Raw genomic sequence first — 24,633 nt, 5'->3', positions numbered from 1 at the left:
CCCTCGCCCGCATCGTTAAAGCGCCAGCAACCATTTGCCGCAATCCGCCGTCGCGCCCGCGGGGTGGCGCAAATCCGCCCGCCCATGACTTGACCGGTGTGTTACAAGAATATAGCACATGCAGGCCATCAGAGGGAGGATGCAGCCGGTGACGATCCCGTCCGGCCCGGCGCAGGAGGACGCGGTACCAGTCGGTCTGGACGCGGCGCGCGCCACGCTGCGGGTCGATGCGGCGGGGCTGCACGGCGCGGGGGCGGCGATCCTGGCCGAGGCGATTAGCAGCGCGCGCTACGTGCTGATCGGCGAGGATCATCTGTCGCGTGAGATCCCCGCCTTCACCCTCGGCATCTGTCGGCTGATGGTGCCGGACGGCCTCGACGCGCTTGCGGTCGAGATCGGGCCGGAAGCGGCGCGGCTGGTCGACGCCCATTTGCGGCGCGGCGATCGCCTCGCGCGTCTCGCTGCCGTCCTCACCGCGCATCCCGATGCCTTCGCCTTCCAGAATGGCCGCGACGAAAGCGATATGGCCGCCGCCTGCGCCGCGCTCGCCGGGCCGGACTTTCAGCTCTGGGGCCTCGACCAGGAGTTTCTCGGCGCGCCGGGCTATCTGTTCGAGCAGATGCGCGCCGCACGGCCGGGGCCGATCGCGCGCGCGGCGATCGCGCGGCTCGCCGCTGCCGACCGTGCCGCGACGCGCCGGGCGGTCGCGAGCGGCGCGGCCGGTGACCTGTTCCTCTATCATGTCGACGACCGGCAACTCGCCGAGACCGATGCGGCGATCCTCCACGACGGGGGCGCGCACGTCGCGGCGCTGTTCGACGCGCTGTGCGAGACGCGTGCCATCTACCTGAGGCAGGAAGAGGACGGCCGCGCCTCCAATTTCCGGCGTGCGCGGCTGATGCAGCGGACGCTGCTCCGCTATCTCGCCGCCCGGCCGCGGCCGCCCCGGCTGCTGTTCAAATTCGGCGCCGTCCATATGGGCAAGGGCATCAATGCGCTCGGGCAACGCGACCTCGGCGATTTCGTCGCCGAACACGCCAGGGAAGAGGGCGTCGGTGCGCTCCATATCGCCGTCTATGGCGCGCGCGGCGTCCGCGCGCTCTACGGGGGCGTCGGCCGGCAGGTCCGCCACCAGCCTTTCGTGCTGACCGACGATGCCGATTACGCATGGCTGGCGCCGGCGCTGCCCTCCGCTGCCGACACCCGGACAGGCGACTGGACGCTGATCGACCTGCGGCGCCTGCGCACGACCGCCTCCCCGCTGCCAAGCCCGGCGTGGCGTGACGCGGTCCACCGCTATGACCTCGTCGTCGTCGCGCCGGAGCTGACGCCATCGTCGCTGATCGGCACGCTATAGCGCAACGTTCCTCGCCGTCGCAGCTTGTGCATGTCGGGCGGCGACCTTCCGCCCCGGGGGACGGTTGTGGAACAGACCATTTTGCTGCTCGTCGTCGGCATCGCCGTCGCCGGCGTGTTCGGCCAGTGGCTCGGCTGGAAGCTGAGCGTGCCGGCGATCATCCCGCTGCTGGTGATCGGCGCGCTGCTCGGGCCGGTCGGCGGCATCATCCGGCCGTCCGCCGCGCTCGGCGAGGTGATGCGGCCGGCGATCGGCATGGCGGTGGCGATCATCGTCTTCGAAGGCGGGCTCAACCTCAACCTGCGCGAGCTGCGCTCGGCGGGATCGGGGATCGTCCGCCTCGTCGCGGTGGCGCTGCCGCTCAACTGGCTGATGGGGACGCTCGCCGGTCACTGGGTCGCCGGCCTGTCATGGCCGGTGGCGATCCTCGTCGGCGCGATCCTCGTCGTCACCGGACCGACGGTGATCATGCCGCTGCTCCGCCAGGCGCGGCTCGAACCGCGCGCCGCGGCCTTCCTGCGCTGGGAGGCGATCGTCAACGATCCGATCGGCGCGACGCTGACGCTGCTCGTGCTGAGCTATCTCACTCTGTCGACGACGATGAGCGGCAGCGCGGCGATCCTCCATCTCGCCTGGCATACCGCGCTCGGCGCGGGACTCGCCGCGGCGCTCGGGCTGGTCGTGCCGTTCGGCATCCGTACGCTGTTCGCGCGCGACCTCGCACCCGAATATCTCAAGACGCCGATCCTGCTCGCCGGCGCGCTCGGCGTCTATGCGGCGGGCGAGGCAATCCAGCCGGAGACCGGCCTCGTCGGCGCGACGCTGTTCGGCGTCGTCCTCGCCAACATCGACGTCACCGGCCTCCAGGAGCTGCGCCGGTTCAAGGAATCGCTCACCGTCTTCCTCGTCTCCGGCCTGTTCATCCTGCTCACCGCCAATATCGATCCGGCGACGATCGCGATGCTGAGCTGGCCGATCGCGATGACGACGCTGGTCATCCTGTTCGTCGTGCGGCCGCTGGCGATCTGGCTGGCGACGATCGGCGCGAAGGCGAGCTGGCGCGAGCGGCTGCTGGTCGGCTGGATCGGGCCGCGCGGCGTCGTCGCCGCGGCGATCGCCGGCGTCGCGGGCGAACGGCTCGCCGAGGCGGGCTATCCCGACGCGCGGCTCGTCCTGCCCCTGGTCTTCGCGGTGATCGCCTCGACGGTACTGCTCCACGGCCTGTCGCTGGCGCCGCTCGCCCGGCGGTTGCAGCTCGCCAGCGGCGGGCGCGGCGGGCTGCTGATCGTCGGCGCGTCGCGCTGGACGGTGCGGCTCGGCGAGGCGCTGCACGGCGCCGGCGTGCCGGTCATCCTCGTCGACCGGTCGGCGCTGGCGCTCAAGGCGGCGCGGCTCGCCGGGCTCAGCACCCTGCGCGTCGAGATCCTGTCGGTGATCGGCGAGGAGGTGGTCGACCTGCGCGACGTCGAACAGATGCTCGCCGCGACCCCGGACGATGCCTATAACGCGCTGGTCTGCACGCGCTTCGCCCCCGAACTCGGGCGCGAGCGCGTCCATCAGCTCGCCACCGAGGGCGCCGGCACGCGGCACGAGGCGGCGCGCGACTGGCGCGGCAAGATCGTCATCGGCGAGGACATGACCTTCCAGCGGCTCGCCGACCTGATGGAGGCGGGCGCGTCGCTGGTCGTCGAACCCTATCGCGATGCCCCCTCCCCGGCCGCCGCGGCCGACGAGGGCTGGCCGGTCGCGCTCGTCCGGCAGGGCGGCGAGCTGGCGTTTCTCGGCGCCGAACATGCGACGACACCGGGCGACGGCGACCTCGTCGTGCGGCTCTACCCGGCGCTGCTCGCCCCCGCCGTCGCGGCGAAACGCGGACGCTGGCGCCGGCTGCTGATGCGCCGGCCCACGCCCGCCTGACGAAGACGCCCGCTACAGCCCTGACATTCTTCCTTAATCCTTCTGAGGGATGAAGGGCGGAAACGTATACGGTGACAGGGTCGCATGCTGCTCAATCTCTGGCGGGAACGCAAACGCGCACAGGCGGTCCGCGATCTCGACATCCTCGGCTCGGAGCGCGAACCGGCGTTCGACCGGTTCGTCGCCGCCGCCGCGCGCGCGTTCGACGCGCCGATCGCGCTGATGTCGCTGATCCATGACGACCAGCAATGGTTCAAGGCCGGCCACGGCCTCGTCATCGACTGTATCCCGCGCGACAGCGGCTTCTGCAGCTTCACGCTCGACCGCCCCGACGTGTTCGAGACGCACGATCCCGAACATGATCCGCGCTTCGCCCACCTGCCGGTGGTCACCGGCGAACCGCATGTCCGTTACTATATCGGCGCGCCGCTGCGCCGGGTGAGCGGCATCGACGTCGGCGCGCTCTGCGTGCTCGACACCAAGCGCCGCGCGCCCGCCTCGGCCGACCAGAAGGCCTATCTGGTCGGTCTCGCCCGCCAGGCGTCGACCGCGATGGAAAACCGGCTCGACCTGCTGCGCCGCGGAGCGGCGGCATGATCCGCGTCGCTCTGTGCATCGGGCAGGAGCATGACCTGCGCCTCGTCCTGCTCGCGCTGCTGATCTGCGTCATCGGCTCGGCCGCGACGGTGCAGCTGTTCCACCGGATCACCGCCAGCGTCGGCTACAGCCGCTTCGGCTGGATCGTGCTGGCGGCGGTCGGCACCGGGACGATGGTCTGGGCGACGCATTTCGTCGCGATGATGGCGTTCCGCGCCTCCGCCCCGGTGGTGCTCGATCCGCTGCTGACGCTCGCCTCGCTGCTCGCCGTGATCGCGCTCGCGATCCCCGGGCTGGCGATCGCGGCGCGGCGCCGGCGCTGGGCGGGCGCGGCGGGCGGCGCGATGATCGGCGCCGGCGTGTCGACGATGCATTATGTCGGCATGGCCGCCTATCGCGTCGACGGCATCGTCACTTGGGACTGGCGCTATGTCGCCGCCTCGGTCGTGCTGTCGAGCGGCATCGCCGCCGCGGCGTTCCAGGTGCTCAACGGTCGTCGGTCCGGGCGCAACGCCACCGCGGTCGGCCTGCTCGCGCTGGCGGTCGCCGCGCTGCATTTCACCGGCATGGCGGCGATGCACATCGCGGTGCTGCGGCTCGGCGCCGGCCTGTCCGACCTGACGATGGTCGCGCTCGCGGTCACCACCACCGTCGCCACCGGCATCATCGTCGGCTGCGCCGCGATCAGCGCGCTGCTCGACGGCCATACCCAGACCGAGGCCTATCGCCGGCTGCGCCGGATGGCGATGCACGACGGCCTCACCGATCTGCCCAATCGCACCAGCTTCATCGAAGAGCTCGAACGCCGCTTCCGGATCCGGGACGGCTATCCGTGCATGGCGGTGATCATGATGGACCTGTCGCGCTTCAAGGTCGTCAACGACACCTATGGCCATCAGGCCGGCGACCAGTTGCTCGTCGCGCTGGCGGCACGGATGGCGGCGATGCTCCAGCCCGGCGAATGTATCGCGCGACTGGGCGGCGACGAATTCGCCGCGGTCGTCTCCTATCATACGCCCGATGCGCTGCACGACTTCCTCGCCCGGCTGCAGGGCTGTACCGCGACCTTCGACTTCGACCGGTTCAGCGCCGCGATCGGCGCCAATATCGGCGTCGCGCTGGCGGTGCACGACGGTTTCGACGCCGATGCGATGCTCGCCAAGGCGGACCTCGCCATGTATCGCGCCAAGTCGGCGCATTCGAACGAACCGTGTTTCTACGACAGCCAGATGGACGATGCGGTGCGCGAGCGGCGCGAGCTGATCGCCGACCTGCGCACCGCGATCGACGCCTCGGCGTTCGAACTCCATTATCAGGTCCAGGCGACGATCCCGTCGGGGGAGATCGCCGGCTATGAGGCGCTGGTCCGCTGGCATCACCCGGTCCGTGGCATGGTGCCGCCGAGCGAGTTTATCCCGCTCGCGGAGAAGAGCGGTGATATCGTCCCGCTCAGCATCTGGATCCTGCGCCAGGCGTGTTTCGAGGCGGCGCTGTGGCCCAACCGGCACAAGGTCGCGGTCAATCTGTCGCCGATCCACCTCGCCGACCCGCGGCTGATCGAGACGGTGTCGTCGGCGCTGGCGGACAGCGGCCTGCCGCCCGAGCGGCTGTCGCTCGAACTCACCGAAAGCGCGATCATCCACGATCGCCGCTTCGCGCTCGAACAGCTCGCCCGGCTGAAGGCGATGGGCATCGCCATCGCGCTCGACGATTTCGGCGTCGGCTATTCGTCGCTCGACGTGCTGCGCGCCTTTCCGTTCGACCGGATCAAGCTCGACGCCTCGTTCGTCGCCGAGATCGAGACCAGCGAACAGGCGGTGTCGATCCTGCGCTCGGTCGCGGCGCTCGGCACGACGCTCAACATGCCGGTGCTCGCCGAAGGGGTGGAGCAGCCCGCGCAACTGTCGATCGTCGCGCGCGAGGGCTGCGGCGCGATCCAGGGCTATCTGATCGGCAAGCCGTCGCGGACGCTCGCCGATGCCGAGCAGGTCCGCCGGATCATGGCGCTCAAGCCGCAGATCGTTTCCGACGCCGACGCCGACGTCGCCTGACGCGGGAGCGGCGCGGGAAGGCATTCGGCTTGGTTCGGCCGCGTGTCGGCCGGATGAGATCAACATCCGTCCGACCCTATCGAACTGCTCCAGCGCAGGCGGGAGCCCGATGCTCTTGCCGGCGTCGATGCTCTGCTTGGCCAGGGGATTCGCGCCTGCGCGAGATCTCTGCCACAGTTTCGAAACCGCCCCGGCGAAGGCCGGGGCCCAGTTGGGAGGCCGTTGTAACCAACTGCAGGGCTTCACCAAACTGGACCCCGGCCGGCGCCGGGGTGGTACGTAAGCAGGTCAGGTTGCTACTTTCGCAGAGGTCTCGCCTGCGCGGGATTATCGGTGCCGGCTGACGCGACGCTGGTCGCACGCTGAATGGGGGCGGATCGAGCCTGCACCATGCCGGCTCGTGCGGCATCCTCTCGACAAAGCAGATCCGGCATCCCCGTGCGGCCCCCGAACCACGCGGCATCGTGCCGGATACGCCGCAACATCGGAGGCTTCCGCAAAACCGCTTGCCCGATTGAATCTCGTCGTGACATACAGCGGCCGTCAAGCTTCAAACCGCTGATCGGACCGCGCCATGAATGCAATCGTCACGCAGATCGGCGATCTCGCCGATGCCGGCGAACGGATGATCGAACGCCTGCGCCGCAAGGCCTTCCTTCCCGAAAGCCGCAAGGGGCTCAACGTCCGCTTCGGCATCGCCGAGGCGGCGCAATTGCTCGGCTGTTCGACCAACCGCATCCGCATGGCGGAGGAGGACGGCCGCCTGCCCCCCGCCCCCGCCGCGGACAATGGCCGGCGGCTCGGCTATACCGTCGGCGAGCTGCTCCATATGCGGCAAGTCCTCGGCGCCTCGCCGGCGCGGGGGGACAGCGACGTGCCGGCGGTGATCGCGGTGCAGAATTTCAAGGGCGGCGTCGGCAAGTCGACCGTGACCACGCATCTCGCGCATTATTTCGCGGTCCAGGGCTATCGCGTGCTCGTCGTCGATTGCGACAGCCAGGCGACGACGACGACGCTGTTCGGCTTCAACCCGCATTTCAACATCACCCGCGAAGAGACGCTCTACCCCTATCTGTCGATCGACCCGACGCAGAGCGACCTCGATTATGCGGTCAAGCCGACGCCCTGGCCCAATGTCGATCTGATTCCGTCCAACCTCGAACTGTTCGACGTCGAATATGAACTCGCCGCGGCGGGAAGCGACGGCGGCTCGGTGCTGGCGGCGCGGTTCCGCAAGCTCAAGAAGGGGCTGATCGAGCTTGCCGGCCATTATGACGTGGTGCTGCTCGATCCGCCGCCCGCGCTCGGCACGATCAGCCTCGCGGTGATGCAGGCGGCCAATGCCCTGCTCGTCCCGCTCGCCGCGACGACGCCCGATTTCTGCTCGACGGTGCAGTTCCTGTCGATGATGGATCAGGTGCTCCAGCAGCTCGCCGGCGCGGGGATCGCGGTCGATTACAGCTTCGTGCGGCTGATCTGTTCGAAGTTCGACGGCAATGACCCGAGCCATGCGATGGTTCGCGCGATCATGGAGCAGAGCTTCGGCCCGGCGCTGCTGCCGGTGCCGATCCTCGAATCGGCGGAGATCAGCCACGCGGCGATGCGGATGATGACCGTCTACGAACTCGACAAGCCGATCGGCACCGCCAAGACCCACAAGCGCAGCCGCGCCAATCTCGACGAGGCGATGGGGCAGATCGAGCAGCTCGTCCGCCAGGGCTGGGGCCGCGTCGCACCCGCGGATGAGGCGGTGCTCTATGCCGGATGATTTCGCTGTCCTATTCGCCATCGTTCCCGTTATGTCCCGCGCGGAGGTGAGTCATGGCGCGTAAGCAATCCGATTATCTGGCAGCCTTACTGTCCGAAGAGCCGGCCCCCGATACCCCCGCCCCCGCCCCCGCCGCGGCGAGCGAACGCCCGCCCGAGCGGCTGCGCGGCACCACCCTGCTCGGTCGCGAGTCCGCGCTGGCGCGGGTCGCGTCGGGCGAGGTGCGGCAGGTGACGCAATTGCTGCTCGATCCGGCGCGGGTGCGCGTCTGGCCGGGCAATGCGCGCTCCTATGCGCATCTCGACGAGGCGCGCTGCCGCGAGCTGATCGATTCGATCATCGCCGAGGGCGGGCAGAAGGTGCCCGCGGTGGTGCGCCGGATCGAGGGCGATGCCGATCACGATTATGAGGTGATCGCGGGGACGCGGCGGCATTGGTCGATCAGCTGGCTGCGCGGCCATTCCTATCCCGACATGATGTTCGTCGCGCAGGTCGTCGCGCTCGACGACGAGGCGGCCTTTCGCCTTGCCGATCTCGAGAATCGCGCGCGCGCCGACGTCTCGGATCTCGAGCGCGCACGCAATTACGCCGCCGCGCTGACGCTGCATTACGGCAATCATGCCAGCCGGATGGCGGAGCGGCTCAAGGTCTCCAAGGGCTGGCTGTCGAAGATGCTGCGCGTCGCCAGCCTGCCCGAAGAGATCGTCGATGCCTTCGCCTCGCCCGCCGAGGTGCAGCTCAAGAGCGGCTATGCGATCGCCCAGGCGCTCGGCGACCGCAGCACCGCGGCGCGGATCATGGCGACCGCCAAGACGCTGGCACGCGACCAGCAGCAGCGTCGCGCCCAGGGTCTCGTCCCCCTCCCCGCCGCCGATGTCGCGCGCCGGCTGCTCGCCGCGCCGCAGGATGGCGACGACGCCCCGCCCTATGTGTGGACCGGTCCGCAGGGGCGCGCGGCGCTCACCGTGCAGACGATCAACCGCCAGGGTATGACGATCCGCCTCCACGCCGGCGCCGGCGCCGATGCCGCAATGCTCGCCGACGCGCTGCGCGCGGCGCTCACCGCGCTCGAGGCGGAAGGACGCGGACTGCCGCTGTGAGCGGCGCGCTGCCCGAGGTTTCCCCGGGGAAACACGCTCGAGCGGCGCGGTGCCCGGGCTGGTGTGGGCACGAAGTTTCCCCGGGGAAACTTCGATTGGCGGATGAGGTCGGAATGGGCGGATCGGGCTGTTTCGCCGCGCCGGACGTGGCGGGGCGGTGCCGGGACGCGTGGGTGGCCGGGGGCGATCTGTTCGCGTCGCCGGTTGGCGGGCCAGCTGCTCCCAATCGGAGGAGCGCCCGGTCTGCCCCCCTGCCCTCGTACGGACATTGGCGGCTGCTGGACCGGGCGGGCGTTGGACCGACACGGGCATCGTTCTCGGTCCGCACGGGCGGTGAGATTCAGGAACAAGCCCTGTCGCTACTGCTTGGTGTTGCCGGTCCTCCGTCCCAAGCTTCGTTGGCGCTGGCTGAACCGCGGTTTGCCTGTCCAACGGAGCCGATCACCATCTCGCCCTGTCCGACCGTGACGGCTCACGGCGACGACCCTCCGCTCCCCGCGGATTTTCGGACGGTCGCTCGGGCGAAGCAACTCCAAATCCCCCTCCGTCATGCCGGACTCGTATCCGCATCAACGGCTCCGCAAGAGCATCAGGCGTCGTCATTGTGGCGCGGTAGGTCCGGGAAACAGTCCGGGGTGACGCTACGCGGTTGGCGCCGGGCGGAACATCGCAAACGCCCTGCATTGGCGAGATGCCAGCAGCCAAGTAGTGCCGCGGGTATCCACCAACACACGCCACGGGCTGCTTGCGTTGCGCAACCCTTGCCGTGTCTCACCACGAACACGCGCGATGCCGAAGTTTCCCCGGGGAAACATCCGGCGACAGCGGCGGACCTCTTCGAATGGATGATGGTTTCCCCGGGGAAACACGTTCTGCACGTCCGACGGCTCGGCCGGCGAAGGATGCCATCGTCATGGTCGACGATTCCGCTCGAAAGTTCAGGCAGGACCACACCGCCGACGTCGCGAGGGCTCGCATCTGTACGGGTGCGACGACGTCGCCGGAAAAAGGCCGTGGCCTCTGTCCATCCGCCGGTCAGGCAAAGCCGATGCATCGCGCTAGCCGCGCTTATTTGCCTGCGAGCAAGGCATCCCCCTGCCCTCACCCTCATGGGTCCAGCGAAGCGCCGCCCACACCATCGCCGCGTCACCGATCGAGGCCGCAGCATCTCGCCCTGTCGTCTGTTCGATCGATGCTGTGCCGCTTCCGTCACGGAAGACATCGACGAGCGCACCCAAAAGACGCGCCCACCCCCCTTCCCGCGTCGAATGTGTTTCCCCGGGGAAACATCGTCGTCGCCAAGCCCCCTACGCCACGTCGTTCGCCTCAAGGCGCGACCACACAGAGACCGCCACCCCGAGCCTGCGGCGGCGATCCGCACCGGCAGATCGCGACCAGATGACCCACCTATGCCACTCTCTCGCGGAAGCGGACGAACGATGACCCGACCCAGCGCCCTCCAGCTGCATCCCGCCCGCACGACGCCGGGCGCGCGCGCCACACCGTACCGTCACGCGGCCCGACACGTTTCCCCGGGGAAACCATCCCGCCGTGTTTCCCCGGGGAAACACGGGGTCCGGCGATGACCGGCGGCAAGCCCGAGGGCAGCTCCGACCAGTTCGACCTGTTCCTCCCCTATCTCGCCGATCTGCCGCTGCGCGATCAGCGCGAGATGATGGAGCGGCCGTTCTTCAGCCTCGCCAAGTCGAAACGGGTCAAGCCGATCGACTATCGCAGCCCCGACGGCAAATCCTGGGTCCATGTCTCGGCCAATGCCGATTACGGCATGGCGACGATCTGGGACGCCGATATCCTGATCTATTGCGCGAGCGTGCTCGCCGACATGGCGCGGCGCGGCGTCAACGACGTGCCGCGCAAGCTGCATCTGATGCCCTATGACCTGCTGCGCGCGATCGGCCGGCCGACGACGGGGCGCGCCTATGAGCTGCTCGGCCAGGCGCTCGACCGGCTGGTGGCGACGACGATCAAGACCAACATCCGTGCCGAGAACCGCCGCGAGGCGACCTTCTCGTGGCTCGACGGCTGGACGCAATTGGTCGACGCCAAGACCGAACGGTCGCGCGGCATGACGATCGAATTGTCGAACTGGTTCTGGGAAGGCGTGATGATGACCGGGGGCGTGCTGTCGATCGACCGCGCCTATTTCGACCTCACCGGCGGGCGCGAACGCTGGCTGTACCGCGTCGCGCGCAAACATGCCGGCGGGGCAGGCGAGGGGGGCTTTGCGATCGCCATGCCGACCTTGTTCGAGAAATCGGGCGCGGAGGGGCAATACCGCCGCTTCAAGTTCGAGATCGCCAAGATCGCCGAGCGCGACGAGCTGCCCGGTTTCGCGCTGACGCTGGAACAGGCCGGCGACAAGCGCGAACCGCTGCTGCGGATGCGGCGCCGGCCGGAGGCGCAGCGCGTCACCTCGGTGAGCGCAGGCGAGGGGGCAGCGCCACCCGCCGTCCCGCCTGCCGCGCCCGCGCCCCCTTCGCCCGAGCGGACCGAGCAGCTGGTCGATGCCGCCGCGGCGATCCGGCGCAGCGTCAGCCGTCTCGCCAGCCGCGCGCACGATGGCGAGATCACCGCGGCGACGCTGGCGACGTTGCGCGCCGAATGTCCGGGCTGGGACTATCAGACGCTGCATGCCGAGTTCCGCACCTGGATCGACGCCGATCCGGCACGCACCCCGGTCAATTACCAGGCGGCGTTCGTCGGCTATGTCCGCCGCTGGGACGCCAAGCACCGGCACGAACTCGGCCGCTGAGCCGCCATGCAAGCGCGCCGCGTTCCCGAAGTGTCGGCGCGGCGGATGCCGGTCCGTCTGCGCGAAACCGCATTGGCGGCGCTGGTCGCCGAAATGAACCTCCCGGATGGAGCGACCCGAAAAAGTGATTCAATCGAGGGCGTGGAATTTCCGGCTTTCGCCGGCCGTCGACCTATCGGGAACGCCATGTCGCCCCTTCGGGAACGTCCCTCGACCCTTCGGGAACGATGCAACGATCCTTCGGGAACGGCCCCTTCGATCCTTCGGGAACGAACCACCGATCCTTCGGGAACGGCAGGGTGGCCGCGAATCGCCGGAATCGCTGCGATTCCTGCCGTTCCCACGGCGCTTAACCTTCTAACCTTATCTCTAACCCTCTAACCAAGCGGAGATGGTTCGATTGAGAGGGGGATAGAAGCCCGCGCCGCCACCGCAGCGCGACACAGACAGGACGGCAGGCCGGACCACCGGCAGGGCAGGGGGCCTGACCGCCGGCCGATACGGGGGTGCGGCCGGCGACCCCCACAGATGGCGCTACAGCGCCGCGCTGGCGCGCAGGAGGACGGTCCGCCCCGGCGCCATATAATCCTTCTGGTAGCTCACATGGTCGCCCTTGGTCGTGTAATAGCGCCAGTCGTCGCCGAGATTGGCGATGTCGAGATCGAGCGCAACGCCCCGGGCGAGCGTGTACCTTGTATGGAGGTCGATGCCGCGATTGGGCTGCACCCATTTGTCGACCGCATTGTCGCGCAGATCCTCGATGTATTTGCCGCGATAGGCATAGGAGAGTTTCAGCTCGACGCCGTATTTCTGATAGGTGAGCGCGGCATTGTACAACAGATGCGGCGTATTGACGAAGCGCATCGTCACGCCATGTCGATAGGACTGGCCGCTGTTCGCGGCGCTGTGCTGGAGCGTGACATTGCCTTCGATGCCGAAACCATCGAACGGCGCGGCGAGTCCGGCGAGTTGCTTGATAACGCCGAGCTCCATGCCATAGACCTGCGCGCTCTTGCCGTTCTGCGGCTGGGTGATCTCGATCGTAGGAGTCGGCAGCGTGGGTCATCGCGGCCAACTGACTGTCAGACGGCGACGTAGCGTCATCCGCACGACGCAAACCAAGTGAATATCCCGCCGCAACGAATATAGCGATCGTCGAGAAGCCGGATTGCGCCAACATTTGGCCGGTCCGCGACCTGTGGCCGCCGGCGGCGAGCGACGGCTGGTACGACCTCACCGTCACCTGCACAGCGGACGCACAGGCGCTGTGGCGCTATGCCGGCAAGGTCGAGACCGGGCGGCAGGGGCGCACCGATCCCGCGATCGGCACGATGCGGCTGTGAGGCGGAGGGGCCCCTAGCGCGCCACCGGCTGCCGCAGCCGCGCCTCGGTCAGCGCGACGAAGGAGGCGAGCGGGCAGCGCGCCGGGCAGCCGGGGATCGCCACCGCGGCACGATGCGGCGCCACGCCGCGGGTCAGCGGGGTGAGCGCGCGGACCTGCGCCATCGTCTGCGCCTGGCTGAACGCGCGGACGTAGCGCGCCCCGTCGGCGCCGCGCACCAGCTCGAAGCCGAGCGCGCCGCCCGGCGCGATATCGTCGCGCGGATAGTCCGCCATCGTCCAGTGCAGGTCGTAGAAGCCGCCGAGCGCGGCGAGATTGGTGTCATGCCCGAACAGCAAGGTGATGCGCCCGCTGCGCCCCGCCAGCGCATCGACGATCCGCCGGGCGAGCGGCGCGGCGAGCCGCTGCGCGACATAGGGCGGGCGCGTCTCGTAGCGGAACTTGATCGGGTGGAAGCGCAGCATGGTGCGGATGTCGGCGGCCGAGGCGCGGCCCCAGCCGACCTGCGCCATCGGCATGGCTTCGAGATATTGCAGCAGGATCGTCTGGCCCGCGGTCGAGGCGAAGCTGAGCGCGCCCTTGAGGTCGGGCTTGTCGCCCGGCACGGCGACGAGGTGCGAGACGCGGTCGGCCGCGGTGCATGCCGAAGCGCCGCGCCCGCAGGCCTTGCCGGGGCAGCAGCCGGTGACGTGTTCGAGCACGCGGAAGGCGTCGGCATTGGCGACCGCCTCGGCCGCGATCCCGCCCGCCGGCGCCTGCCGCAGCGCTGCGGCACGCGCGGTGTCGCCGTCGATCGCGAGGCCGGCGTCGGCGGGGTGGAAGGTCGCATCCTCGTCTTCGCTGGCGGGATGATCGAGCGGCACCGCGCAGCCCGGCGTCAGCGCGGCGAGAAAGGCGCGGCCGGTCCTGATCGCGCGCGACGCGCCGCTCGCCCGGGCGCTGATCGCGGCGGGCGCGCAGCCGCTGGCGGGGAGCAGCCCCTGCCGCACCCACAAGGCGCGGTCATAGGCGCCGAGCCGGCCGATCGCCGCGGCGCCGTGCGGGGTGAGGTCGCCCGCCGGTGTCGACCAGGCGGGCCAGGCTTGCGCGGTGGTGCCCGCCGGGGTGGCGGGGAATTTGGTCGACGGCCGCACCCCGTGGCGCATCAGCAGCACGACACGCTCGACCGTCTCGCCGCGCGCCGCGGCGGGGGCGGGGGCGGGGGCGGGCGGGGCGGCAGGGGAGGGGGATGCCGCGGCGAGCAGCGCCAGCGCGAGCCACCGTCGCATCACAGCGTCACCTTGACGCCGAACTTGCCGGTCCAGCCATATTGTTCGTGCTGCGCGAGCCGGTCGCCCCCCGCCGCGGTGCCGGTGTACACGCGGTCGAACGGTTCGTTGCCGATGTTGATGAAGTCGGCGGTGAGCTGGACGCCGCGCCGGACGCGCAGCTTGGCCCCGATGTCGAACAATAGCCGGTGATCGACATAGACATCGCCGTCGCCGTCCGCGGCGATCTCGTCGAGATAGCGGCCGCGATAGGTGCCGCTCGCGCGCAGCTGCAACGGCCCCTTCTCATAGCCGATGCTCGCATTCCAGATATGCTTGGACGAGCCGGGCAGGGTCAGGTCGCGCACCGTCCCCGGCTGGGTGGCGAGCGAGGCACGGGTATCGACATAGGTGTAATTGCCGCCGACCAGCAGCCCGTCGAACGGCGCGGGCAGGAAGCTCAGCGACGCCTGCAGGTTGAGCTCGACCCCGGTCACCCTGGCGGTGGCGCCGTTGAGCGGCAGCGTCGCCTCGTCGATCACCACGCCGTTGTAATTATAGTCGTCGATCCGCGACGAGAAGATGAAGTCGGAAATCGCCTTGTGGAACACCGTCACCTCGGCGAGCGCGTTCGAGGCGAAATAATATTCCGCCGCGGCATCGAAATTCCACGATCGGTAGGGGCGGAGCTGCGGATTGCCGAACGTGCCCTCGCCGTCATTGGCATTGTAGGAGAAGCGCGGCGCGAGATCGGAGATATTGGGCCGGGACAGGCTGCGCGTCACCGCGCCGCGCACCACCAGCTTGCGCCAGGGGCTGTAGCGCAGATTGAGGCTCGGCAGCCAGTTGGTATAGGCGCGCGCGACGCGGACCGGCGTCGCGACGAGGCTGTCGGTATCGAGCGCATTGCCCCGCATCCGGTTGCGCGTGTGTTCGACGCGCACCCCGGTCACCGCGCGCAGAACGCCGTTGTCGAAGCGGAGCTGGCCATAGCCTGCGTAAATGTCCTCGGCGACGCGATAGGTCGCCGACAGGCTGTCGAGATCGCTGTCCGCGGCGTTGCGTACCAGAGTGTCGCGGTTGGCGTTGAACCAGGCGCGCACCAGCAGCGGATCGACCGCCGGGTTCATGTCGACCAGCCCCGTCTCGCCGATCGACCGCGACAGGCCGGCGAGCGTCGGGAAGCTGCCGCCGGTCAGCGCGTCATAGCTGGTGAAGTCGAGCGTATAGCGTTTGTCGCGGAACCGGCCCTTGCCGCCGACCTTGATCTCGAGGCTGCCCGCGGCGAGCGGGATGTCGCGCGCAATGTCGATCCGGCCGGCATATTCGCGGTCGGTGCTGAGGCCGTCGGTGGTCTCGATCTTACTCAGTGGATCGCTGCCGTTGGTGAAGGTGGCGTCGTTGCTCGTGCTGTATTCGGGGGTCTGCGTGTCGAGGCCGCTCAGCGTCAGCCCGAGCTGGCTCGCGCCGGTCTGGAAGCGCCGGTCGAAGATCGTATCCTGCCGGTTTGGCTCGCGCTCCTCCGATTTCGACCAGCTGCCCGAATAGGTCAGCGTCCACCGATCGGCCTGCGTCTCGCCGCCTGCGGTGACGCTGTAGACGTTCTGGATCTCGGTGCGGTCCTTCATCTCGCGGCGGACGCGGATGCGGTTGGCGCTGCCCGCGCCCGAGGCGAAGGTGGCGCTGCCCGCATCGCCGCTCACCGGCGCGGGCGACAGGGTGAAGCGCAGCCGGCTGCGCAATTCGTCGTCGCGGAAGCTGTTGGCGATGCCGCGGACGTAGAGCGTCGTCGTGTCGCTCGGCCGCCAGTCGAGCGACAGCGCGCCGGCGATGCGGGTGCGCACCACGTCATAGGCGCGGTAATCGACCTCCTCGGGATAGGCGATGCCCGCGGCGCTGCGCGTCCAGTCGCTCGCCTCGACGCCGTCGGTGCCGAAGCGCCGGCGGTAATAGGAAAAGCCGCCCGAGATGCCGAAATCGGGGGTGACGAGCTTGGAAAAGTCGACCGAGCCCTTGGGGCTCCAGCGGTCGCGCAGGTCGTTGCGCGATCCTTCCAGCGACAGGCTGAACAGATCCTTCTTGCGATCGAAGGCGCTGGTCGTCCTGATCTCGATCGAGCCGCCGATCGTGTCGCCGTCCATATCGGGGGTCAGCGTCTTCTTGACCTCGATCGACTGGACGAGCTCGGACGGCACGGTGTCGAGCGCGAGCGCGCGATTGTCCGCCTCGGGCGAGGGGATGCGCGCGCCGTTGATCGACACCGCGTTGAGCGCGGGGGCAAGGCCGCGCAGCACGACGAAGCGGCCCTCGCCCTGATCGTCCTGGATCGACACGCCGGGGACGCGGCGCAGCGCCTCGGCGACGTTCTGGTCCGGATTCTGGCCGATCGCGTCGCGCGACAGCACGCTCTCGACGCCGTCGGCGGAGCGTTTCTGCGACAGCGCGCTCGCCTGGTTGGCGGCAAGCCCGACGACGAGGATGTCGTCGCCGCGCGTCGTGCCGTCGGAGGCGGCGAGCGCGAAGCGCGCCTCGACCGTACCGCTTGCCGGGACGGTGACCGTCCGCGTCTCGGCCGCGGCGCCGACGTAGCGGACGGTGACGGTATAGGTGCCGGGCGGCACGTCGGTGAAGCGGAAGCTGCCGTCGCGCCCCGCCTCGGCGACGCGGCCGAGCTCGACGATCCGCACCTCGGCACCCGCCAGCGTGCGCGTATCGGTGCTGTCGGTGACATGGCCGGTCAGGCTCTGCGCGAGCGCGGGCGCCCCACAGGCGCAGGAGCAGAGCAGGGCCAGGCGCAGCGCGCCGCCGACCGACGTGGCGATCATGGAATGTCCTTCGGGTTAGGGCAGCGTCGCTGACGCGAGCGCCGGACCCGGCGGGTAGGGGCGGGTCATGAAAGGTACATGACGTGAGGGTTTCGGTTTGATGACAGAAAGTTCATGATCGCAATCAGGCGGTTGCGGGCCACCGCATCGCGGCTACGTTCGGACCATGCGGCCGATCCGACGCCATCACCGCCAACCGCTTGCCCTGCTACCAGCGCGATTTATCCAGCGAATTCCGCAAGAAAGCTGACAGAGGCTGAAACGCGCGGCGCGTCGCGCGTTGAGCGCTGCGACAAGGAGCCATCATGCCGTTCGATCCACCCTATACCGCCGCGCCCGACCGTTACGAGAGCGGCATGCCCTATCGCCGCACCGGCCGCAGCGGGCTGCGCCTGCCCGCGATCAGCCTCGGCCTGTGGCAGAATTTCGGGGGCGCCGACGTGTTCGAGACCGGGCGCGCGATCCTGCGCCGCGCCTTCGATCGCGGCGTGACGCATTTCGACCTCGCCAACAATTACGGCCCGCCCTACGGCTCGGCGGAGGAGAATTTCGGCCGCGTGCTCGCCGCGGACTTCCGCGCGCATCGCGACGAGATGATCCTGTCGACCAAGGCGGGCTGGGACATGTGGCCCGGCCCCTATGGCGACGTCGGATCGTCGAAGAAATATCTGATCGCGAGCTGCGACCAGAGCCTCAGGCGGATGGGCGTCGACTATGTCGACATCTTCTATTCGCACCGCGTCGATCCGGCGACGCCGCTCGAGGAGACGATGGGCGCGCTCGTCCAGCTCCACCGCCAGGGCAAGGCGCTCTACGTCGGCATCTCTTCCTACGAGCCCGGCCTGACCGCCCGCGCCGCGGCGATCCTCGCCGAGGAGAAGGTGCCGCTGTTCATCCACCAGCCGAGCTATTCGATCCTCAACCGCTGGATCGAGCGCGAGCTGCTTGCCACGCTCGAGACGCTGGGCACCGGCTGCATCGCCTTCTCGCCGCTCGCGCAGGGGATGCTGACTGACAAATATCTCAGCGGCGTGCCGCAGGATGCGCGCGCCAGCCGCGGCGGATCGCTGGCGCAGACCTTGCTCAGCGAGCAGAATCTGGGAACGATCCGCGCGCTCAACGCCATCGCCGAAGCGCGGGGCCAGACGCTCGCGCAGATGGCGATCGCCTGGGTGCTGCGCGATCCGCGCGTCACCTCGGCGCTGATCGGCGCGCGGACGGTGGCGCAGCTCGACGATTCGCTCGACGCGGTGCAGCGGCTCGACTTTTCCGACGACGAGCTCGCCGCGATCGATCGCGCGGCCGCGGATGGCGGCATCAACATCTGGGCGGAATCGTCGGACATCGCCGACCTGCCCGCGGCGCAGGGGGTGCCGGGCTGAGGATCGGCCGGCGCGGCGCCGCCGCCGCCCGGTACGGCGTCGGCACCGCGTCGGAACGTCATGTCCATTTCGTGCCGAGCTTTTCCCTGTCATAGAGAGCGGCTAGGGGGCCGGCCATGATTCGGCCTCTCCCGCTTTCTTCACTCGCCACGCTCGTCCTCCTCCTTGCCGCGCCGGCCGCGGCGCAGACCATACCGACGCGCGCGCCCGCCGACGCGACCCGCGCGGTCGCGGCAGACCCCGCCGCCGCGCCCGCCGACGCCGGGTCCGACGCGCGCTTCGCGGTCCATGGCCAGGCGACGCTCGTCGTCCAGGCGACGCCCGGCTTCGCCTCGCCGTACACGGGCGCCAACAGCCTGACCCCGCGGCAGGCGAAGGAGACCGCCGACGTGACGCTCTATGCCGGCGTGCGGCTGTGGCGCGGCGCGGAGCTCTGGACCAATCCCGAAATCGACCAGGGTTTCGGCCTGTCGAACACGCTCGGCGTCGCCGGTTTCCCGAGCGCCGAGGCCTATAAGGTCGGCCGGCGCGCGCCCTATGTCCGCCTCCAGCGCACCTTCCTGCGCCAGACGATCGATCTCGGCGGTGCGCGCGAGCGGGTCGCCGGCGTCGCCAACCAGGTCGCCGGCTGGCGCACCGCGGACCGGCTGGTGCTCACCATCGGCAAGTTCGGCGTCGGCGACGTGTTCGACACCAACAGCTATGCGCACGATCCGCGCGTCGACTTCCTCAACTGGTCGGCGGTCGACGCGGGCAGCTTCGATTATGCCGCCGACGCCTGGGGCTATAGCACCGGCGTCACCGCGGAGGCCTATCGCGGCGCGTGGACGCTGCGGCTCGGCGCGTTCAACCTGTCGAAAGTGCCCAATGGCGAGATGCTGGAGCCCGGTTTCGGGCAATATCAGCTCGATGCCGAGCTGGAGCATCGCCACCGGATCGGCGGGCGGCCCGGCGCGCTGCGCGTGACGCTGTTCCGCAACCGCGGGCGTTTCGGCCGTTTCGACGACGCGCTGGCGCTGGCGGCGCGGAGCGGCGAACCGGTCGATACCGCCGCGGTGCGCGCGCGGCGGACGCGCGCCGGGATCAGCGTCAACGCCGAACAGACGCTGACCGACACGCTGGGCGTGTTCGCGCGCGCCGGCCTCGCCGACGGGCAGGTCGAGCCCTATGACTTCACCGACATCGATCGCACCGCGCAGGCCGGCCTGGCGCTGCGCGGCGCGGGCTGGCGGCGCGGCGACGATACGCTGGGCGCGGTGGTGATCGTCAACGGCATCAGCCGCGCGCACCAGCGCTATCTCGACGCGGGCGGGCTCGGCGTGCTGGTCGGCGACGGCCGGCTGCCGCATCCGGGCGCGGAATATATCGGCGAAACCTATTATCGCCTCGCCGCGACGCGCGGTTTCGACCTGTCGCTCGACTACCAGCACGTCGCCCACCCCGGCTACAACCGCGACCGCGGCCCTGCCGAAATCTTTGCCGTGCGCCTGCACGAGGCGTTCTGAGGCGGCGACCGGTCGCGGCTGAGGGCGGGGGCTGCGCGCGCGTCATGGACAGGCCGGGTCGGCGTCCGCGGTAGCGCCAAGCGGCCGCTCCTGTGCGACCCGACCGGTCAGTTCGGATTGATCCAGACGGCGCGGTGATAGACAGAGCGTGCGGCGACCGGCGATGGTTCGAAGCGCGCTAACCGCAGCAGGGCGTTTCACGTTGCCTCGTCGAGCGACGCCACGCCCGAGCTGACGACGATGCGGCACGCGACTGGTTTGCCATCAGGACCGATGGTCGCGACGACCTTGACGATGCCCTGCTGTCCCCTGCGGACGGCATCGAGCGGATCATCGTCGGGCGGGAACCAGCTGATGCGCCGTTCGATCGGAACATCGATGATCGCGCGCGGATCGGCGCCGCATGACCTGAGCAGGTCGCGACCGCAGGCTTTGACGGCCTCGACCGCCTTGGCGATGCCGTGGACCAGGATCGTGACGGGATCAGCGTCGATCCCAGTGATGGTCAGGGTGTCTACCAGCAGGATCCGACGCTAGGCGTTCCAATCGACCGTGGCTTTGAACAGGCGGGTGCACACCGGATTGAATAGCCAGACCCATTGCGTGTGGAGGTCGAGGCCCGTCGCTGTGTCCACGATGGCGGCGGAGCCGAAGGCGCTGTGTCCGTGAACTCTAGTTTAGCGCAGCATGAAATCGCCCTCGCCTGACACCGGATCGGCATCGATGACGAGGCCGGCCGGCATGGGTCCGGCGCCGGATGACCGGCTGAGCGTACAATTGTGTTGATCATACGCGACCGCCCATGCCGAAGCGTGGCCGTTTACGTCGGCAGGCATAGCAGCTTCCATCGGCATCGCGGCCAGTGCGAGCATCGTCACCCCTACGCTCCGTCCGCCCGGAATGTGCCGACGGCCTCCAGCTCTGCAAAGTGCTTGATTGCGGACCTATGGTAAAGCACCCGCGTCAGGACGTGACGGCTGGCCCGGGGAGGTCAGGAGCGGTGCGGTTGGCTTGCAGATCGTCGCACTCTTCACGCGGCCGAGCGCGGCGAGCAGGGTTGGGCGACCGGCATCGCGGGCGGCAAGTTCGGCGGCTTTCGCACGTTCATCGAGCGCAACCAGCTTCGCCTGGAGCACCTCGCGACGCGCCTGAATTGCGGCCAGCTGGTTGGCTTTCGATGGGCGGGCCATTTGCATCACTTCGTCATAGTGGCGAGACATGGGCCGAGGCAGGAGTTGATGACCGGCCGTGGAAACCTGTCGATCGGCCCCCGCCGCGACGTGCAATCATTGTAGAACGGTTCCCGGAAAAAGGACTTGACACCATCGCGTTGTCGCAAACGCAGCGCGCGAAAAGGTGCGAACCAGTCGCTCTCAAGCAACTCCCCGGTCAGCGTGCTTCTGAGTGCGAGACCGTTGTTTGGGGTGAGGGGGAGTGCGTCTATAATGGGGTAAAGGAAGGGATGGCAGGATATCCCATCTGTCACCGTTGTATACAACGATGACAGATGGGGCCGCTGCACGGGGCTGATCCATTGATCGTTACTGCTCGTGTTTCCGATGACGTGGCGGCCGAGATCGACCGCCTCGCTGCCGCGAACGGCCAGAGCCGTTCCGCGTGGATGTCGCGCACGCTGACGCAGCTCGTGCTCGCCGAAGGCGGCAAGGACGCGCCGCTGGTGCCGGTGAGCCGGCGCGGCCGTCCCGACGAGTATGTGCGCGTGACGCTGCGCCTGCACCGGCACGAACTCGAGGCGATCGATGCGGTCGGCGCGCCGCTCCGCCTGGGGCGCAACGAGTGGATCAAGCGCGCCATCCGATGGCAGCTGTGGGACAGGGCAGGGGTGCTGCGGCTCGCGCCCGCGACGGCCGCGGAGATCGGCAAGCTGCGCAAACAGGTGCTCGCGATCGGGCGCAACATCAATCAGGCGGTGCATGCGATGAACGCCGCGAACATGCCGGGCAGTTCGCTTGACATCGCACGGATCGCCGAGCCGTTCATCGACACCTGCGCGGAGCTGAAGTCGCAGCTGTTCGTACTGCGCCGGGCGCTCAGCCGCTATGTCAGCGGCGAGGTCGCCTATTGGACCCGCGCCGCGGAGGAGCAGGAGACGTGAGTTTCCGCCTCTCGCCGGGAACGCTGGACTCGCTGGCGGGCGTGTTCGCGCCGCCCCGGAAACGGCGGTCGCGTGGCGGCGGACGAGGGAAGGGCGGTGCCCGTGACGACGGCGCCATGCTGGCATTTGCCGCCGCGTCGCTGCTGCGCAAGACCGCGCCGACGAGCAGCAGTTATCGGCCCAGCGCGCAGGTGAAACAGGCGTTCGGAGGCGGGTCGCATGCGGCGATCAGCGCGCGCGCGCTGCGGACGATGGAGCGCACCGCGCGCCGCGTTCCGGAGGTGATGGTGCGCGTCACCGGGCGCCAGCATGGCGGCGGTCACGTGCTCGCCAACATGTCGTATATCAGCCGCCTCGGCCATGGCGAGGACAAGCAGATCGACCTCCATACCAGCGAGGGCGAGGTGCTGCGCGACGGCCGCGACATGCAGGAGCTGGCGCAGGATTGGCAGGAATGGGAGACCGCCGACGAGGCGCGCCGCAAGGGCGCAACGTCGCTGTCGATGATCCTGTCGATGCCGGCGCACACCGATCCGCAAGGCGTGAAAGAGGCGGCGCTGGCATTCGCGCGCGAGGAGTTCGCGAACCGCTCCTGGGTCGCGGCGCTGCACGTCGATCGCGATCATCCGCACGTCCATCTGACGGTCGCGCGGCGCGATTACGACGGCCGCCGGTTCAATCCTGATTCCGACGATCTGCTGCGTTACCGCCAGCGTTTCGCGCAGAAGCTGCGCGACCGCGGCATCGAGGCGAACGCGACGCCAGTGCAGGCGCGCGGCGTCGATGCGAAGCACGAACCGATCGCGGCGCGCAAGATTCGCGAGCAGGGCGCGGTGCCGCAGATCGACCGTAACCGGGCCGATCGTGCGCGTCGGCTGCACGAAAACGGCCGCGCCGATCCTGCCGTAACCGCGCTGGCGAAACGACAGGCGGTCGTGCGCGACACGTTCCAGCGCTCGATCGACGAGCTGCTGACGTCGCCGTCGCTGGTCGATCAGGTCAAGGCGCAAAGCCTCAAGACGTTCGTTGCGGCAATGCCCGAGCCGGTGCCGAACTCGATGCGCGCGACGCAGATCGATCGCGGAGCCGATGCGCAGAGTGCCGCAGCGTCGGCACCGGAAAAGGGTATTGCGGCGGCCGATCCGGTCGCTGCCGCACTCGCCAGACTGGAAGCTGCGACGGCGGAGATCACGGCGCGGCGTGCACGGGAGGCGATGGCTGCCAACCCGGTCACGCTGGCGCTGGCACGAATGGAAGCGGCAAAAGCCGAGATCGAAAAGAGGCATCAGCAGGAAGCCGGTGCGGCTGACCCGCTGGCAGCGACGCTGGCCAGGATCAATGAAGCAGCCAAGGTGCGGACGGCGCCAGTACAGGAAACGGGCGAGGTTGAAATGCCGGGTAGCGATCAGTCAGCGGATCGCGCTGCTGCAAAGCCGGGTCGCGATCGGCCGGCGGAACGCGATGCCGACGATCAATCGCAGCAGATGCGGCCACCCCTCGAGCCGGAGAGCCGGCCTATGCCGACGCTATCGGCCGATCAGGCCGACGCCATCCTGCGCCAAACGCTCGAACGTGTCCGCGCGCAGCAGCAGGAACGCGAACAGATGCGGCAGCGCGATCGGTCGCAGGACAGGGGTGGGCCGCGCCGATGACGGATGGTGAGAACAGTCGCGCGTTAGCAACGATCCTCGAGACGCTGGCCGTCCTGACGAAGGAGGTGGATGCGATTGCCCGAAGGCAGGTTGGGATCGAGCAGGCCCTGAGCGCCGTCTCGCAAGCGACCGAGGGCCTCACTACGCTCGAGCAAAGGCTGTCAGACCTGGCACGGGATCAAGCCGAGACCGTCACTCGGCTCGGCACGCTGGACGTCGGGCAAGCGGCGATCGCGCAAGATCTGAAGACAGATCGTCTCACCAATCGCGCCAGTCTTGTTCTGATCGCGGAACTTGCCGCTCGCGCGCATACGGCTGCCTGTGGGATCAAAGCGCCGCTCCCTGCCAATGTGGCCGACAGTCCTCTTCTCGAACGATATCTGATCACGCAGCCAGCGGATTACGTCACGGCGACGCGTGCCCTTGCCGAGTGGCGCCAGCAGGTGCCGAAGGCTGCGTCGCGTGAGCTGGCGCAGCTCCTCGCGCGGCAATACGAGCCCTCACCGACGGACACGCCCGAGACGCGCGTGCTGCGCTACCAACTGGCAGCGATCACGCGCGCGGAGCTGGCCGGACGCGGTGTAACGCCGCCCGCCGCGCCCCAGACGACGGTCACGCGCGACCGTTCGCCGGAGGCGAGGGCCGCACGATCGAAGGAGCTGGCTGACCTGTGGCGGGCCGGCGAAAGCCTGGCGCTCTATGGGGAGCCGGAGCTGGCCGCCGCGATCGACCGGTTCGCGGTGGCCGATCGCCAGGCCGCCATCCTCCACGGCGATCAGATCCCTGCCGAGCTGGTGACCCTGCACCGTGACATCGCCGCCCGCATCGAGGCGGGGGAGCGCTCGTTCGAGGTCAGCACGATGCCTCCCGCCGCGTTGCACCGATCAAGCGACATGGAGCGGTAGGTCCGATCCGTGTCGGACATGACGTGACCCCTGTCTTTCATCCAGCTGCGACCAGAGACCGACGGGTGTTGTCGCGCATGAGCGCAGGTGAAGCAA

The 24,633-nt window shown here is 69.0% G+C and carries 18 protein-coding genes; 12 read left to right on the top strand and 6 right to left on the bottom strand.

The annotated features are described in order from the left end of the window. Positions 1 to 148: 148 nt before the first annotated feature. The 7 genes from V8201_RS17415 (at position 149) to V8201_RS17385 (ending at position 11,563) form a co-directional block, all read left to right on the top strand. The gene (locus V8201_RS17415; protein WP_271301018.1) at positions 149 to 1,357 is read left to right on the top strand and encodes a hypothetical protein; all 1,209 of its coding nucleotides are present in this window, start codon (positions 149 to 151) and stop codon (positions 1,355 to 1,357) included. Positions 1,358 to 1,423: 66 nt separating this feature from the next. After that, entirely contained in the window at positions 1,424 to 3,274 is a 1,851-nt protein-coding gene (locus V8201_RS17410) for a cation:proton antiporter (RefSeq protein WP_271301017.1), read from the top strand. An 84-nt stretch (positions 3,275 to 3,358) separates the two neighbouring features. After that, entirely contained in the window at positions 3,359 to 3,871 is a 513-nt protein-coding gene (locus V8201_RS17405; protein WP_336546074.1) for a GAF domain-containing protein, read from the top strand. Next, positions 3,868 to 5,922: a putative bifunctional diguanylate cyclase/phosphodiesterase gene (locus tag V8201_RS17400; protein ID WP_037533788.1), complete on the top strand. Its 2,055-nt coding sequence runs from the start codon at positions 3,868 to 3,870 to the stop codon at positions 5,920 to 5,922. Before V8201_RS17405 ends, V8201_RS17400 begins: the two co-directional genes overlap by 4 nt. Before the next feature lie 574 nt (positions 5,923 to 6,496). Continuing rightward, positions 6,497 to 7,690 carry an AAA family ATPase gene (locus V8201_RS17395; protein ID WP_037533784.1) on the top strand — a complete coding sequence of 398 codons (1,194 nt, stop codon included), beginning with the start codon at positions 6,497 to 6,499 and terminating at the stop codon, positions 7,688 to 7,690. A 53-nt stretch (positions 7,691 to 7,743) separates the two neighbouring features. Beyond that, on the top strand, positions 7,744 to 8,790 hold the full coding sequence (locus V8201_RS17390) for a ParB/RepB/Spo0J family partition protein (protein ID WP_336546073.1): 1,047 nt from the start codon (positions 7,744 to 7,746) through the stop codon (positions 8,788 to 8,790). A 1,582-nt stretch (positions 8,791 to 10,372) separates the two neighbouring features. Then, entirely contained in the window at positions 10,373 to 11,563 is a 1,191-nt protein-coding gene (locus V8201_RS17385; protein ID WP_336546072.1) for a replication initiator protein A, read from the top strand. Positions 11,564 to 12,097: 534 nt separating this feature from the next. Here V8201_RS17385 and V8201_RS17380 read toward each other — a convergent pair. From V8201_RS17380 to V8201_RS17370, 3 genes are all read right to left on the bottom strand, one after another. Beyond that, complete coding sequence (locus tag V8201_RS17380) at positions 12,098 to 12,556, bottom strand: hypothetical protein (RefSeq protein WP_336546071.1); 459 nt, start codon at positions 12,554 to 12,556, stop codon at positions 12,098 to 12,100. Between the two features lie 363 nt (positions 12,557 to 12,919). Further along, positions 12,920 to 14,173 carry a histidine-type phosphatase gene (locus V8201_RS17375; RefSeq protein ID WP_336546070.1) on the bottom strand — a complete coding sequence of 418 codons (1,254 nt, stop codon included), beginning with the start codon at positions 14,171 to 14,173 and terminating at the stop codon, positions 12,920 to 12,922. Further along, the gene (locus V8201_RS17370; protein WP_336546069.1) at positions 14,173 to 16,977 is read right to left on the bottom strand and encodes a TonB-dependent receptor; all 2,805 of its coding nucleotides are present in this window, start codon (positions 16,975 to 16,977) and stop codon (positions 14,173 to 14,175) included. The genes V8201_RS17375 and V8201_RS17370 overlap by 1 nt, the downstream gene beginning before the upstream one ends. 305 nt (positions 16,978 to 17,282) lie before the next feature. On the opposite strand from V8201_RS17370, the gene mgrA reads away from it, so the two are divergent. Continuing rightward, entirely contained in the window at positions 17,283 to 18,359 is a 1,077-nt protein-coding gene (mgrA, locus tag V8201_RS17365; protein WP_037533343.1) for an L-glyceraldehyde 3-phosphate reductase, read from the top strand. Between the two features lie 116 nt (positions 18,360 to 18,475). Then, a complete protein-coding gene (locus tag V8201_RS17360) occupies positions 18,476 to 19,864 on the top strand; it encodes a carbohydrate porin (RefSeq protein ID WP_336546068.1) in 1,389 nt (462 codons plus the stop codon). 197 nt (positions 19,865 to 20,061) lie between these two features. Here V8201_RS17360 and V8201_RS19075 read toward each other — a convergent pair whose 3' ends face one another. The 3 genes from V8201_RS19075 to V8201_RS17350 form a co-directional block, all read right to left on the bottom strand. Continuing rightward, positions 20,062 to 20,220, bottom strand: a complete 159-nt coding sequence (locus V8201_RS19075; protein WP_373276500.1) for a TonB family protein — start codon at positions 20,218 to 20,220, stop codon at positions 20,062 to 20,064. Positions 20,221 to 20,541: 321 nt separating this feature from the next. Then, entirely contained in the window at positions 20,542 to 20,742 is a 201-nt protein-coding gene (locus V8201_RS17355) for a hypothetical protein (protein ID WP_271301007.1), read from the bottom strand. 66 nt (positions 20,743 to 20,808) lie between these two features. After that, complete coding sequence (locus V8201_RS17350) at positions 20,809 to 21,060, bottom strand: hypothetical protein (protein ID WP_271301006.1); 252 nt, start codon at positions 21,058 to 21,060, stop codon at positions 20,809 to 20,811. A gap of 311 nt (positions 21,061 to 21,371) precedes the next feature. Between V8201_RS17350 and V8201_RS17345 the strand changes: the two genes are divergently transcribed. The 3 genes from V8201_RS17345 to V8201_RS17335 are packed head-to-tail and all read left to right on the top strand — an operon-like array spanning position 21,372 to position 24,537. Further along, the gene (locus tag V8201_RS17345) at positions 21,372 to 21,980 is read left to right on the top strand and encodes a ribbon-helix-helix protein, CopG family (RefSeq protein WP_271301005.1); all 609 of its coding nucleotides are present in this window, start codon (positions 21,372 to 21,374) and stop codon (positions 21,978 to 21,980) included. Further along, the gene (locus V8201_RS17340; RefSeq protein ID WP_336546067.1) at positions 21,977 to 23,632 is read left to right on the top strand and encodes a relaxase/mobilization nuclease domain-containing protein; all 1,656 of its coding nucleotides are present in this window, start codon (positions 21,977 to 21,979) and stop codon (positions 23,630 to 23,632) included. The genes V8201_RS17345 and V8201_RS17340 overlap by 4 nt, the downstream gene beginning before the upstream one ends. Beyond that, positions 23,629 to 24,537 (top strand): hypothetical protein, encoded by a 909-nt coding sequence (locus tag V8201_RS17335; protein ID WP_336546066.1) that lies wholly within the window; start codon positions 23,629 to 23,631, stop codon positions 24,535 to 24,537. Before V8201_RS17340 ends, V8201_RS17335 begins: the two co-directional genes overlap by 4 nt. The last annotated feature ends 96 nt before the right edge of the window (positions 24,538 to 24,633 follow it).

Source organism: Sphingomonas kyungheensis (assembly GCF_037120395.1).
Lineage (GTDB): Bacteria > Pseudomonadota > Alphaproteobacteria > Sphingomonadales > Sphingomonadaceae > Sphingomonas > Sphingomonas kyungheensis.
This window is presented reverse-complemented; position numbering and strand designations above follow the sequence as displayed.